The 13,534-nt window shown below is 61.0% G+C and carries 12 protein-coding genes; all 12 read left to right on the top strand.

Annotation, left to right across the window (positions count from 1 at the left end):
- Position 1 precedes the first annotated feature (1 nt).
- The 12 genes from hypD to hybB all read left to right on the top strand — a co-directional run bounded on the left by hypD (position 2) and on the right by hybB (position 13,514).
- On the top strand, positions 2 to 1,096 hold the full coding sequence (gene hypD, locus AB1805_04410; protein ID MEW5744669.1) for a hydrogenase formation protein HypD: 1,095 nt from the start codon (positions 2 to 4) through the stop codon (positions 1,094 to 1,096).
- A gap of 144 nt (positions 1,097 to 1,240) precedes the next feature.
- On the top strand, positions 1,241 to 2,266 hold the full coding sequence (hypE, locus tag AB1805_04405; protein MEW5744668.1) for a hydrogenase expression/formation protein HypE: 1,026 nt from the start codon (positions 1,241 to 1,243) through the stop codon (positions 2,264 to 2,266).
- Positions 2,267 to 2,345: 79 nt separating this feature from the next.
- Positions 2,346 to 3,272: a 4Fe-4S dicluster domain-containing protein gene (locus AB1805_04400; GenBank protein MEW5744667.1), complete on the top strand. Its 927-nt coding sequence runs from the start codon at positions 2,346 to 2,348 to the stop codon at positions 3,270 to 3,272.
- Complete coding sequence (locus tag AB1805_04395) at positions 3,269 to 4,228, top strand: CoB--CoM heterodisulfide reductase iron-sulfur subunit B family protein (protein ID MEW5744666.1); 960 nt, start codon at positions 3,269 to 3,271, stop codon at positions 4,226 to 4,228. Before AB1805_04400 ends, AB1805_04395 begins: the two co-directional genes overlap by 4 nt.
- Complete coding sequence (locus AB1805_04390; protein MEW5744665.1) at positions 4,225 to 6,210, top strand: CoB--CoM heterodisulfide reductase iron-sulfur subunit A family protein; 1,986 nt, start codon at positions 4,225 to 4,227, stop codon at positions 6,208 to 6,210. Before AB1805_04395 ends, AB1805_04390 begins: the two co-directional genes overlap by 4 nt.
- 66 nt (positions 6,211 to 6,276) lie before the next feature.
- On the top strand, positions 6,277 to 6,726 hold the full coding sequence (locus tag AB1805_04385) for a hydrogenase iron-sulfur subunit (protein ID MEW5744664.1): 450 nt from the start codon (positions 6,277 to 6,279) through the stop codon (positions 6,724 to 6,726).
- Positions 6,726 to 7,778, top strand: coding sequence for an oxidoreductase (locus tag AB1805_04380; GenBank protein ID MEW5744663.1), 1,053 nt, complete (start codon positions 6,726 to 6,728; stop codon positions 7,776 to 7,778). The genes AB1805_04385 and AB1805_04380 overlap by 1 nt, the downstream gene beginning before the upstream one ends.
- A complete protein-coding gene (locus AB1805_04375; GenBank protein MEW5744662.1) occupies positions 7,775 to 9,265 on the top strand; it encodes a Ni/Fe hydrogenase subunit alpha in 1,491 nt (496 codons plus the stop codon). The genes AB1805_04380 and AB1805_04375 overlap by 4 nt, the downstream gene beginning before the upstream one ends.
- Positions 9,266 to 9,279: 14 nt before the next feature.
- Entirely contained in the window at positions 9,280 to 9,753 is a 474-nt protein-coding gene (locus tag AB1805_04370; GenBank protein MEW5744661.1) for a hydrogenase maturation protease, read from the top strand.
- A 492-nt stretch (positions 9,754 to 10,245) separates the two neighbouring features.
- The gene (locus tag AB1805_04365; protein ID MEW5744660.1) at positions 10,246 to 11,391 is read left to right on the top strand and encodes a hydrogenase small subunit; all 1,146 of its coding nucleotides are present in this window, start codon (positions 10,246 to 10,248) and stop codon (positions 11,389 to 11,391) included.
- 9 nt (positions 11,392 to 11,400) lie between these two features.
- Positions 11,401 to 12,366, top strand: a complete 966-nt coding sequence (gene hybA / locus AB1805_04360; GenBank protein MEW5744659.1) for a hydrogenase 2 operon protein HybA — start codon at positions 11,401 to 11,403, stop codon at positions 12,364 to 12,366.
- 11 nt (positions 12,367 to 12,377) lie between these two features.
- On the top strand, positions 12,378 to 13,514 hold the full coding sequence (gene hybB, locus AB1805_04355) for a Ni/Fe-hydrogenase cytochrome b subunit (GenBank protein ID MEW5744658.1): 1,137 nt from the start codon (positions 12,378 to 12,380) through the stop codon (positions 13,512 to 13,514).
- Positions 13,515 to 13,534: the final 20 nt, after the last annotated feature.

Genomic DNA, 13,534 nt, shown 5'->3' with positions numbered 1-13,534 from the left:
CGTGAAGTACGTTGACGAATACCGGCAGAAGGATATTGCGCAGGGCATACTGGCCAGTATCCGCGCGCTTTCTACCAAGAGGGCGGCGATCATGGAGATATGCGGAAGCCATACCCACAGCATCTCGAAATACGGCATCAGGGATGTCCTGCCTCAGACGATCCGTCTCATCTCGGGGCCCGGCTGCCCGGTCTGCGTGACGTCGGCGGGCGACCTGAACCGCATCATCGATTTCATCAGGAGGGAGAGGAATATCATCACGGCGACCTTCGGCGACATGATGCGGGTGCCGGGCTCGGCCTCGTCCCTGCAGGAGGAGAAGGCTCGGGGAAGCGATGTCAGGGTCGTCTATTCTCCGATGGATACGCTCGCCCTGGCAGCGACGCACCCCGGGAAAGAGGTGCTCTTCATCGCGGTCGGCTTCGAGACGACCGCTCCGACCGTTGCCGCGACGATGATCATGGCGAGGGACCGGGGGATAAAGAATCTCTCTTTCCTCTCGCTGCATAAGCTCACTCCGCCGGCGATGCGGGCGCTCCTCGACAGCGGCGAGGTCGAGCTGAACGGCTTCCTCTGTCCCGGCCATGTGACTGCCGTGATCGGCGCCGGCGCCTACCGGTTCATTGCCGACGATTACCACGCGCCCTGTATCATCGCGGGCTTCGAGCCGCTCGATGTGCTCCAGGGGATCCATATGCTCGCTGCGCAGATCGAAGCCGGCCGCGCTGCGATAGAGATCCAGTACACACGAGTCGTGACAGAGGAGGGCAACAGGAAGGCGCAGGAGGTCGTGCAGCAGGTCTTCGGGACGGCCGATGCCTCGTGGCGGGGGATAGGGATGATCCCCTCGAGCGGTCTGAAGATCAGGGAGTCCTTCGGCGCCTTCGACGCCGAGCAGCGGTTCGCTCTCGGCGCAGGGAGCGATGAGGAGCCGCCGGGATGTTCCTGCGGCGACATCATCAAGGGCGTGATGAGCCCCTACGAATGCCCGCTCTTCGGGAGCTCCTGCCTGCCGGAGTCCCCGCAGGGGCCGTGCATGGTATCGTCTGAAGGAACCTGTTCAGCGTACTATAAATACGGGAGAAACAAACAATAAGCACGAAATACGAAATCCGAAACTCGAAGGCTGCGGTTTTCAATCGTGATTTTTGACCTTGTTTCGAATTTCGTGCTTGGAATTTCGAATGTAATGTGCGCTGTGTTTTCTACAGCGTAATTCTGAGGAGCAAGGATCGGAAGCATGAGCGATAGGTGTATTCTTTTGAGCCACGGCAGCGGCGGCAAGCTGAGCCACCAGCTTATCGGCGAGCTCTTCCTGAAGGCGTTCGACAACGAGCTCCTCGCCCCGCTCAATGACCAGGCCGTCTTCAGTATCGCCTCGTCAGAGACGCCTGCACCGCGGCTCGCCTTTACCACCGATTCCTATGTCGTGAGCCCGATCTTTTTTCCCGGCGGCGACATCGGCACGCTCGCGGTATGCGGAACCATCAACGACCTCGCCATGGGCGGCGCCGAGCCGCTCTACCTGAGCGCCTCGTTCATCATCGAGGAGGGGCTGGGGATGGATGAGCTCGAGAGGATCGTGCACTCGATGGCGCGCACGGCGGAGCAGGCGGGAGTGAAGATCGTCACGGGCGATACGAAAGTGGTGGAACGCGGCAAGGGAGACAAGATCTTCATCAACACCGCAGGCATCGGCATAGTGAGGGGCGGCGTTACGCTCTCCCCGGCGCGGTGTTCGCCGGGGGACCTCATCATCGTCTCGGGCTATGTAGGCGACCACGGCATCGCCGTCATGGCGCAGCGCGAAGGCATACAGATGGAGGTCCCCGTCGCGAGCGACTGCGCTCCGCTCCACGCCCTTGTCAGGGAGATGCTCTCGATCGAAGGGGCGGTAAAGGCGCTGCGCGACCCCACCAGGGGCGGCCTGGCAACGACGCTCAACGAATTCGCGGCGTCCTCGGGACACGGGATGATCGTCAGGGAAGAGGCTGTCCCGGTCCGGGAGGAGGTGCGGGGCGCCTGCGAGCTTCTCGGGCTCGACCCCCTGTATCTCGCCAATGAGGGAAAGCTCGTCGCGGTGGTGGCACGGGATTCGGCAACTCATGTCCTTGATGCGATGAGGAAAAATCACCTCGGCCGGCAGTCGGCCATCGTTGGAGAAGTCCTTGCCGAGCCGCAGCGGCGGGTCCTCCTCGAGACCGCTGTCGGCAATACGAGAGTCCTTGATATGCTGACCGGAGAGCAGCTCCCCAGAATCTGCTGAACTTTTTGATACTAAAAGAGAAAGCATCCCCCTCATTGTTTCCTTGACATGTACTGTTAGTAACAGTATATTCTAATGAATGGATACTCAGGAGAAAAACGAGCCGCTCTATACTCTCGATGAAATAATCGGCATTCTTTCCGAAGACGACTACAAGCTCACCAAGCGGACCTTCCAGTTCTATGTCCAGACCGGGCTTCTCCCCAAGGGGATACGGAAAGGGCAGGAGACGGGCGGCGTAAAGTTCTATTATCCCTGCAGCGTTGTCGATACGATCAAGTGGATATTCGCCCTGAAGAGCAAGGGGTACAACCTTACCGAAATCAAAGAGACCTTCCTCATATACCAGGAGGATGAAGCGCCCTCCCCGTTTTCGAAGGGGCCGGGAGGCGTGGACGAAGGAGCCGCCGGTCCGTTCAGGAGCAAGGGCGGGCGTTCGGCGGTTCTGCCGCACAGGGAGGACCGCACCTTTATGCAGGAAGTTATCGCCGCAACGCCTGAAGGCGCTCTGCTGCCCCACTGCCTCCAGTGCGGCACCTGCGGCGGCTCCTGTCCTTCGGCTGCGGATATGGATTATACGCCGCGCCACCTCTTCGCCCTGATGCAGGCAGGGCTCAGGCACGAGGTCCTCTCGAGCAATACCCCGTGGTTCTGCGTGTCCTGCTACTACTGCACGGTCCGCTGTCCGCAGCAGATACCGATCACCGATATCATGTACACGCTGAAACAGATGGCGGTGCGCGAGGGCATTGTGATGATCACGGACGCCTACGACTTCTCGAAGACCTTCGTCACCCTCGTCGAGCGCTACGGCCGGAGCTTCGATTTCGGGCTCGCCATGCGCTACCGGCTCACCCATAATGCCGCCGACCGCCACTCCTGGGGCTCGCTGGCCCTGAAGCTCTACAAGAAAGAGCGCATCGTGCTCGGTCCCTCGAGGATACAGGGCATTGAACAGCTTCGCCGCATCGTGGAAAAGGCCAAGAAGATAGGAGGTAACGTATGACGTATGCTCTCTACCCCTGCTGCTCCTCCGAGCACATGGCTTTAGCATATGCACAGTCGGCGAAAGCGGTGATGGATGTGTTCGACATAACGCTTACCGACATCCCCGACTGGAACTGCTGCGGAGCGACCGAGTATCTCTCCCTTAACCGGCTGGCGCACTATGCGCTCTCTGCGCGCAATCTGGCGCTGGTTCCCGAGGGCTGTTCCCAGGTGATCACGTCGTGCAGCCTGTGCTACCTCAATTTGAGAAGGGCCGATGAGGTGATGCTCAAGAACCCGGGGATAAAGGAGTCGGTGAATGCGGCGCTTGCGGAGGGCGGCGTGCATTACGAGCCCGGGGGGCTGAGGATACGGCATCTGCTCGATATCTTCTTCAACGATATAGGACTGGAAGTCATTACAAGCAAAGTGACGAGCCCGCTGGCCCACGTGCGCGTGGCGCCTTTCTACGGCTGCATGTTGACCAGGCCGAGGGGCGGGTTTGACCATCCGGAATACCCGACCTCGATGGACCGCCTGCTCTCTGCGCTCGGCGCAACCGTAGTCGATTTCACTATGAAGGCGAGCTGCTGCGGGGGGCATATGCCGCACATCAAAACAACGACTGCATATGAGCTCCTCCGGAGGATACTCAAAGACGCTGCTGCATGCAAGGCGGATATCATTGCCGTGTCGTGCCCGGTCTGCCAGATGAACCTCGATGCCTACCAGGAGGATGTGAACAGCTGCTTTTCGACCTCGTTCTCGATCCCGGTGCTCTTTTTCCCGCAGCTCATCGGGCTCGCCTTCGGCATCGACCCGCTTGCGCTCGGCATCGGTAAAGAGATCGTCTCGGCAGAGCCGGTGCTCTCCCGCAGAAGAGGCGGATCGCCGGGAGCAGGGAGGACCGGGACGAGACGCGACAGCGGGACCGCGCTCCCTATGCCCAGGCCATGGCCAGGAGATGCGCGGTGAGCGAGAAGATCGGCGTCTATATCTGCCAATGCGGCGCCAACATCGCCGAGGCGGTCGATGTCGAGACGGTCGCTGCCTTCGCCTCGTCGATCGAGGACGTTGCCGTGGCGCGGACCGATATGTTCCTGTGCTCCGGCTCCGGCCAGGAGACGATAAAGCGGGACCGGCAGGAGAAGGGCATTACCCGCGTCGTCATCGCCGCCTGCTCTCCCCATATGCACGAGGCGACTTTCAGGGCCGCCTGCGAGCGGGCCGGGCTGAATCCCTTCCTCCTCGAGATAACGAACATCAGGGAGCAGGATGCCTGGGTCACGGGTGATATCGCACAGGCCACGGAAAAGGCCAAGGCCCTCGTCGCTGCAGCGGTCAGCAGGGTGCGCCTCCACGAGCCGCTGCAGCCGATGAGAGTCCCGATCAACCCCGAAACGCTGGTGGTAGGAGGGGGCATTGCCGGGATCACCGCAGCGCTCGAGATCGCCAACGCCGGCAGACGGGTCTATCTCGTAGAGCGCCGGCCGAGTATCGGCGGCCATATGGCCCAGCTCGACAAGACCTTTCCGACCTTCGACTGCTCGGCCTGCATGCTCCACCCCCGGATGGCTGCGGTGAAACAGCATCCCCACATTACGCTTCTGACCTGGAGCGGGGTGGAAGCAGTGAAGGGATATATCGGCAACTTTACGGTGACCGTGAGGAAGAGGGCGCGCTCCATCGATGAAAGCCGCTGCACGGGGTGCGGCATCTGCGTGCAGAAGTGCCCCCGGAAAGTGATCGATACCGATTTCGAGGAGGGGCTCGGGTACCGGCATGCGTGCTACAAGCCCTTTGCGGGTGCGGTCCCCGATCTCCCGGTGATCGACCGCGAGCACTGCAGCTTCTTCGAAACAGGGCAGTGCATGGTCTGCGAAAAGGAGTGCCCTGCCGGGGCGATCGACTACAACCAGGAAGACGCGCTCTTCGACCTCAGCGTAGGAAGCATCGTCCTCGCCACCGGCTTCGATCTCTTCGATCCGCGGCAGGTGCCGCAGTACGGCTACGGACGATATGCCGACGTCTTTTCGAGCATCGAGTTCGAGCGGATGCTCAGCAGCGCGGGCCCTACCGGCGGCAAGATCGTGCTCCGCGACGGCGCTACCGAGCCCGCGAGCGTCGCCATCATCCATTGCGTCGGGAGCCGCGACAAGAACTACCGCGAGTACTGCTCCCGGATCTGCTGCCTCTACTCGCTGAAGTTCGCCCATCTGATCAAAGAGCGGACCCGCGCCGAGGTCTACAACTTCTATATCGATATGCGCGCCGGCGGAAAGACCTTCGAGGAGCTCTATCACAAGCTCCTCGAAGAGGGCGTCCACTTCATCAGGGGAAGGGCGGCGGCGGTCATGGACACCGCCTACACCAAGGCCGAAGAGCGGAAGCTCGTGGTGCAGGCAGAGGATACCCTGCTCGGAGTCCAGCGCCGCATTCCCGTGGATATGGTCATCCTCAGCCCGGCCATCGAGGCACGTGCCGATGCCGGGGAGGTCGCCCATACGTTCGGCATAGGGTGTGATGCTGCCGGCTTCTTCTCGGAGCGCCATCCGAAGCTCGACCCGGTCGCCACTCTGAGAGAGGGCGTCTTCATCGCAGGGGCCTGCCAGGGACCCAAGGATATCGCCGATACGGTCGCCCAGGCCGGGGCCGCGGCCTCGAGGGTCCTGGCGCTCATCAGCAGGGGAGAGGTCGAGCTCGAGCCGCTGCGGGCGCGCATCGATGACGGGCGGTGCAGCGGCTGCGGCATCTGCTGCGAGCTCTGCCCCTACGGCGCCATTGCGGCGCAGGAGGGACAGGGCGCGACTGCGATCAACCCCGCCCTCTGCCAGGGATGCGGCGTCTGCGTCGCTGCCTGCCCGAGCCGGGCGATTACCGGAGCGCACTTTACCGCAGAGCAGGTGATGGCCGAGATCGAGGGGATACTCTATGACAGAAATAAACAATCAAAATGAAAAGAGTACAATGAATGAATTCATCATTTTCAAATTGTCCTTTTTTATGGTTGATCTTAACGAGCTATGAGCGAGCCTTTTGAACCGGTCATCGTCGGCTTCTTCTGCACCTGGTGCACCTACCGTGCGGCGGACCTGGCGGGCACCGCGCGGCTCCGGTATGCGCCGAACCTCCGCATCATACGGGTCATGTGCAGCGGAAGGGTAGAGCCGCAGTTCGTGCTCAAGGCATTCAGGGAGGGCGCCGACGGCGTCCTGATCGCGGGATGCCATCCGGGAGAGTGCCACTACCAGAGCGGCAACCTGCGCACCCTCCGCCGCTTCCATCTGTTGAAGAAGCTCGCCGGTCAGCTCGGCATAGAGGAAGAGCGGCTCCGGCTCGTCTGGCTCTCGGCCTCGGAGGGAGCGGTGCTCGCGGATACGGTCAATGCCATGACCGGGCGGTTGAAGAGGCTCGGCCCGCTCGGGATCGCTGGCCGCAGGAGCGGGACCGCCGCGCTGCAGGGAGAGCGGTGATGGCGGACAAGCCGAAGTTCGCCATGTACTGGGCCGCAGCGTGCGGGGGGTGCGATATCGCCCTGCTCGGCATAAACGAAAAGATCCTCGATTTTGCCGAGGCCTTCGAGCCGGTCTTCTGGCCCTGCGTCATGGACGGCAAAAAGAGCGATATCGAAGGCCTTGCCGACGGCGCTCTCGCGCTCACCTTCTTCAACGGCGCTATCCGTACCGAAGAAGACGAGGCAATGGCCCGTTTGCTCAGGAAGAAATCCGCCGTCTTTGTCGCGTTCGGCTCCTGCGCTGTCGAAGGCTGCATGCCGGGTCTCTCGAATCTCTCTTCCGCGGACGACCACCTGATCACGGTCTATCTCGACAACCCGAGCACCACAGTGACCGATCCCGCGGTCGTCCCGCGCCTGAGCACCCGGGTGGCGGAGGGCGAGCTGCGGCTCCCCGGCCTCTACGATACGGTCAGGAGCGTGCGCCAGACCGTGGATATCGATTATATGATCCCCGGCTGTCCTCCCGAGGCGCACCAGCTCGAAGCAGTTATGGAGCTCTTCATGGGCACGAGCGGGCTTCCGGAGAAGGGCGCCGTGCTCGGAGCGGGAACCAGGGCGCTCTGCGAGGAGTGTCCCCGGATCAGGAGCTGGACCGGGCGTGAACAGCGCAGGCTCCGCTTCCGCCGCCTCTACGAGATAATACCCGACAGCACGCGCTGCCTCATCGACCAGGGCATCGTCTGCATGGGGCCCGCCACCAGGGGAGGATGCACTGCTCTCTGCCCCGGGGCGAACATGCCCTGCATCGGGTGTTACGGCGCCCCGGCCGGCGTGGCTGACCAGGGCGCGGCCATGCTCTCGGCATTGGCATCCATCACCGATGCGGGGTCCGCCGGGCAGCCGGAAGAGGCGATGCAGCGTGAAGTCGAAGCCGCGTTCGAGCCGATTGTGGACCCGGTCGGCACGTTCTACAAATTCAGCCTCGCCCACGCGCTCCTGAACAGGGCCCGGCCGGCCTCTCCTGTCACGGATGAGGCGGCGGACCGGAAAGGCAAGGGACGGGCGTGAAGAAGATCAGCATCGACCCCGTCACCAGGCTCGAGGGACACGGCAGGATCGAGATATTCCTCGACGATGAGGGGGAGGTGGCGAACGCCTACTTCATTGTTCCCGAGCTGAGGGGCTTCGAGCAGTTCTGCATCGGCCGCGCTGCCGAGGACATGCCGAATATCACCAACCGCATCTGCGGTATCTGCCCCGAGGCGCACCATATCGCCTCGACGAAAGCGCTCGACGCGCTCTATCGGGTCGAACCGCCTCCGGCTGCGCGGAAGATCAGGGAGCTCCTCTACAGCGCCTTCTTCGTTGCGGACCACACCACCCATTTCTACGCCCTCGGCGGCCCCGATCTCATCGTGGGGCCCGATGCGCCGCCGGCAGAGAGGAACCTCCTCGGCGTGCTGCGGAAGATCGGGAGCGAAAAGGGAAAGGAGGTCATCGAGTGCCGGCGCAGAAATCACCACGTCATCCAGACGATAGGGGGAAGGGCGATACACCCCTGCAGCGGGCTGCCGGGGGGATGGAGCAAACCGGTCACCGAAGAGGAGCGCAGGGAGATCGAAACAGCGGCAGAGCGGAATGTCGCCTTCGCGCTCTACAGCCTCGACCTCTTCAGCCGGATACTACAGGGCGACACCGCCTTCCGCGAAAGCGTCTTCTCGGACACCTACCTGCACCGCACGTATTATATGGGGACGGTCGACGACGAGGACCGGGTGAACTTCTATGACGGGATGCTCCGCATCGTCGATCCCGACGGCAGGGAGTTCGCGCGCTTCCATCCGCGTGACTACCGCCAGCACATCGCCGAGCATGTCGAATCCTGGACCTACCTGAAATTCCCCTACCTGAAGAAGGTCGGCTGGAAGGGCTTTGCCGACGGCAGCGAGAGCGGCGTCTATTGTGCGACGCCGCTCAGCCGGCTCAATGCAGCGGAGGGCATGGCGACGCCGTACGCGCAGGAGGCGTTCGAGTACTTCTTCGAGACCTTCGGGTCGAGGAAGGTCGACGGCCGCTACCGGCCGGTCCACAACCGCCTCGCCACCCACTGGGCGAGGCTGATCGAGCTGCTCTATGCAGCGGAGCGTATGCTCGAGCTGAGCCGCGATCCGGAGATCACCGACCCGCACATTCGCACCATCCCCAGGGAGAAGCCTTCGGAAGGGGTCGGCTCTGTCGAGGCGCCGAGGGGCACCCTGCTGCACCACTACCGGACCGATGAGCGGGGCGTGCTGACCAGGGTGAACCTCATCGTCGGCACGACCCATAACCATGCGCCGATCGCCTTATCCATCAAGAAGGCCGCTCAAACGCTGATACGGAAAAAGAGCATCATCGAGGAGGGGCTCCTCAACAGGATAGAGATGGCCTTCAGGCTCTACGACCCCTGCTTTGCCTGCGCAACGCACTCCCTTCCCGGCACGATGCCCCTGAGCGTGATAATCCGTGATGCGCAGGGTACCGTGCTCAGGGAGATGGCGCAATACCTGCGATAAGTAAGGATTCGCTTATGAAGAAGACCCTGATCATCGGCCTCGGCAACCCGATTCTCCGTGACGACGGCGTCGGCATTGCGGTGGTGCGGGAGCTCAAAGAGCAGCTTCCTGCCAGCGACGACCTCATTATTATGGAGCTCTCGGTAGGCGGCCTGCGGCTGATGGAGGCGATGGTCGGCTATGACCGCATTATCCTTGTCGATGCGGTCTGCACGCCGGACGGACAAGCCGGTGCTGTCCGCTGTCTTGCGCTGGACGACATCTCCATGCCGCTCCACACTGCCTCGGCTCACGACACCACGCTCAAAAGCGCTCTCGATGCCGGCAGGCGCATGGGGCTCGAGCTGCCGGATGACATCTCAATAGTCGCCATAGAGGCTGCCGATGTGACGCACTTCGGGACGGCGATGACAAGGGCGGTACGCGATGCGGTCCCCCTTGCTGTGCATTCCATAATAGAGATGCTGGGCGGCAAAAATTTACCTTGACATTGCCGCTTATTTGGTACTGAATAAGGGTAGAGAGGCAGAGCAGCAGCGTACGAACCTTGTATCTGAAGGGGGTAATAATGAAGGAGAAAGGATCGAAATGGGTAGCACGGCTGGTAATAGCCGCCCTTGCTGCGCTCCTGGTGTACAGCATCTTCCTCATCTATTGGAAGATGTATTTCGTAGGGAAATAATATATCGTCTCTGCTTTTCCGACCCGGCTTGTATATGATTTTCGCCTGCTGTCATATGCGGGCCTTCTTTTTTGCGGAGACGCTCATACTGCAACGCGCCTTCAGGTCGTCACGGTAACCCCGACTCGTGATTCCCGACATTCTTTGCTTTCCAGATAATGAAAGGGGCTTGTTCAATTATTTTATTGACATTATAATGTTAATAACATCAAAATACATGGCGACCATAACAGTGCTGCTTTGCTCGATAGTCCCTTTTATATTTATAGATCAGTGACAAATATGAATGGAGGTAACTATGAAAGAGCACGAATCCGATGATGTCAGGAAAAAGCTCGGAGGCATATCGCGAAGAGATTTCCTGAAATATTGTACTGTTATGGCGGCTGGCATGGGGCTTCCGCTGGGCATGGGCGCAAAGATCGCTGAAGCGATAACCAGCCCGAAGCGCCCCCCGGTCATCTGGCTCTCGTTCCAGGAATGCACCGGCTGTGTCGAGTCGCTGCTCAGGTCGACCCATCCCACCCTGGAGCATCTCCTCCTCGATCTCATCTCCCTCGACTATTCGGAAACGCTCAGTGTTGCAGCAGGCCATCAGGTAGAGGCTGCCAAGCAGAAATCCATCCAGGAGAACAGGGGAAAGTTCATTCTCGTCGTCGACGGCTCCATCCCGACGAAAGACGGGGGCATCTACTGCAAGATCGCGGGCAAGACCGCCCTCGATATCCTCAAGGAGACCGCTCCCCATGCTGCGGCGATCGTCGCCATGGGCTCCTGCGCCTCGTGGGGCGGCATTCCCACGGCAGGCCCGAACCCTACCGGCGCAAAGAGCGTTCCCGAGATCATCAAGGATAAGCCGGTCGTGACGATCCCCGGCTGCCCTCCGAATCCCTACAACCTCCTCTCGACCGTGCTCCACTTCCTGGCCCTCAAGAAGCTCCCCGAGCTGGATGACCACGGGAGGCCGAAGTTCGCCTACAGCCGCCTGATCCACGAGAACTGCGAGCGGCGCCCTCACTTCGATGCAGGGCGGTTCGCCGTTCAGTACGGCGATGATAACCATAGAAAAGGCTACTGTCTCTACAAATTGGGCTGCAAAGGGCCCGAGACCTTCAACAACTGCTCTACCCTCCAGTTCGGCGACACCGGCGGCGGCACCTGGCCGGTCGGCGCCGGGCATCCCTGCTTCGGCTGCAGCGAAAAAGGGGTCGGCTTCAACACCCCGCTCCATACCGTCGCCAAGCTCCATCGCGTCACGCCGCCGGCGACCTATCCGCGCATCCACGAAGAGAAGGGAGGCGGCATCACCATCGCCGGCGCCGCCGTTGTCGCGGGGGTGGCCGGCGCTGCCATCGGCGCGGGCGCGACACTCGCCAAGAGGCTCGGCGATCATGACGGCGATGCAGCTGGGCAGGCGAAGAAATCCACCAAGAAAGAGGAGTAGGCCATGGAGATGAAGAGAAGAGATTTCCTGAAAGGAGTTGCCTGCGGCGGGCTGCTGTTGGCTGCGGATGTCCCTTCCGCCCTTGCGCAGCCTTTTGCGCGGCAGCAGAAAGCCATGCCCCCGGAAGCGGTCGGTATTCTCTATGATGCAACGCTCTGCATCGGCTGCAAGGCCTGTGTTGCGGCATGCAAGGAGCACAACAGCATGCCCCCCGATTTTTCGACGACCGACCAGCTCTGGGACAACGCCATCGACCTTTCGGGCAAAACCCTCAACATCATAAAGCTGTATACCCACGGCGCCGGCGCTGCGAAGGACAGGGAGGACGGCTTCTCGTTCGTCAAGCGCCAGTGCATGCACTGCATCGACCCGTCCTGCGTCTCTGCCTGTCCGGTCTCCGCGTTGACGAAAGACCCCAAAAGCGGGATCGTCAGCTACAACAAGGGCGCCTGCCTGGGGTGTCGTTACTGCCAGGTCGCGTGCCCTTACAATATCCCGAAGTTCGAGTGGGACGCCCCCTTTCCGCAGATCAGGAAATGCCAGCTCTGCTCTCATCGCATCAAAGAGGGCGGCTACGCGGCCTGCTGCGAATTCTGCCCCACCGGCGCGTCGCTCTTCGGCACGACAAAGGACCTGCTGGAAGAGGCCAGGTACCGACTGACCCTGAAACCCGGTGAGGAATACGGGTTCCCTGTTGGACGCATCGGCTCGAGGGAAACGTCGCACCGCACGGTAGAGGCGGTATACCAGCCGCGTATCTATGGAGAGAAGGAAGGCGGCGGCACCCAGGTGCTCATGCTCGCCGGTGTGCCCTTTGACAAGCTCGGCATGCCGAAGCTCTCCGAAACATCCGACGCCGCCCGGTCCGAAGGGCTCCAGCATATGATCTACCGGGGCATGATCGCTCCTATCGCCTTGTTGGGCGGTCTTCTTTATGCAGTACACAGGAGCACCAAAAATAACGATGATCGGTAAAGGAGAGAGACATGGGAGAGTTTAGACCGCTCGGCGGAAAAATCGTCACCAGGCCTTTTCTCGTGCTTGCGGCCGTTGCGCTCTTTGCAGGCGTCCTGCTCGTCAAGCGTTTCGTCTACGGCATCGGCGCGGTGTCCAACATGAGCGACGGGTACCCCTGGGGCATCTGGATCACCTATGATGTGGTCGTGGGCACTGCCTTTGCCTGCGGCGGGTATGCGCTGGCGATGCTGGTATATGTGCTCAATAAAAAGACCTATTATCCCCTCATCCGCTCCGCGATCCTCGCGAGCATGTTCGGCTACACGCTTGCCGGCGTATCGATATTCTTCGACGTGGGCCGCTACTGGCAGGCGTACAATCTGATCCTTCCCTGGTATTCCCAGCTGAGCTCCGTCATGTTCGAGGTGGCCTTGTGCGTTACGACGTACATCATGGTGCTCTGGATAGAGTTCGCCCCCTCCTTTCTGGAGAGATGGAACAAGGAGAGGATGCTCAAAGTGCTCAGGAAGGTGCTCTTCCTGTTCATCGCGGTGGGCGTGCTCCTGCCCACCATGCACCAGTCGTCGCTGGGGCTGCTGGTCTATATCGCCGGGCAGAAGGTCTCCCCGCTCTGGCAGACAGGATTCCTGCCGCTGCTCTTCCTGATCACTTCGATTACCATGGGGTATGCGATCGTCGTCTTCGAATCGATCCTCTCTTCCGTCGGATTCAGAAGGCCCCTGGAGACCGGCCTCCTTGCCAAGCTCAGCGCGATTATCCCCAAGCTCCTTGCGCTCTACCTCGTGATACGGTTCGGCGACCTCATCGGAAGAGGCGAGCTCGGCCTTGTCTTCAGGGGAGATATGAAGAGCATCATGTTCATTGTCGAAAACCTGCTCTACCTGATACCCACGGTTATTCTCTTCAGCCCGGCAAACAGGGAGAGGCCGCGCATGCTCTTTATCGGCGCCGTCCTCATGCTGCTGGCGGGTGCGGTATACCGCTTCAACACATTCCTGGTGGGATTCGATCCCGGTCCCGGATGGCACTACTTCCCGTCCTTTTCGGAAACAATGATAACAGTCGGTTTGATCGCGGTGGAGATCATGGGCTACCTGCTCTTTGTCAAGACCCTTCCCGTGCTGCCGAGCCTGAAGCATGCATAACTATCGAGGAGGAATATTCC

This window comes from Nitrospirota bacterium, from assembly GCA_040752355.1.
GTDB lineage: Bacteria > Nitrospirota > Thermodesulfovibrionia > Thermodesulfovibrionales > Dissulfurispiraceae > JBFMCP01.
Note: the sequence above shows the minus strand (reverse complement) of the source record. Positions and strands in the feature narration are given on the sequence as shown.

Coding starts and splice junctions, on each gene's coding strand:
- hypE (MEW5744668.1), top strand. CDS start 1,241: ATGAGCGATAGGTGTATTCTTTTGAGCCACGGCAGCGGCGGCAAGCTG.
- AB1805_04400 (MEW5744667.1), top strand. CDS start 2,346: ATGGATACTCAGGAGAAAAACGAGCCGCTCTATACTCTCGATGAAATA.
- AB1805_04395 (MEW5744666.1), top strand. CDS start 3,269: ATGACGTATGCTCTCTACCCCTGCTGCTCCTCCGAGCACATGGCTTTA.
- AB1805_04385 (MEW5744664.1), top strand. CDS start 6,277: ATGAGCGAGCCTTTTGAACCGGTCATCGTCGGCTTCTTCTGCACCTGG.
- AB1805_04380 (MEW5744663.1), top strand. CDS start 6,726: ATGGCGGACAAGCCGAAGTTCGCCATGTACTGGGCCGCAGCGTGCGGG.
- AB1805_04370 (MEW5744661.1), top strand. CDS start 9,280: ATGAAGAAGACCCTGATCATCGGCCTCGGCAACCCGATTCTCCGTGAC.
- AB1805_04365 (MEW5744660.1), top strand. CDS start 10,246: ATGAAAGAGCACGAATCCGATGATGTCAGGAAAAAGCTCGGAGGCATA.
- hybA (MEW5744659.1), top strand. CDS start 11,401: ATGAAGAGAAGAGATTTCCTGAAAGGAGTTGCCTGCGGCGGGCTGCTG.
- hybB (MEW5744658.1), top strand. CDS start 12,378: ATGGGAGAGTTTAGACCGCTCGGCGGAAAAATCGTCACCAGGCCTTTT.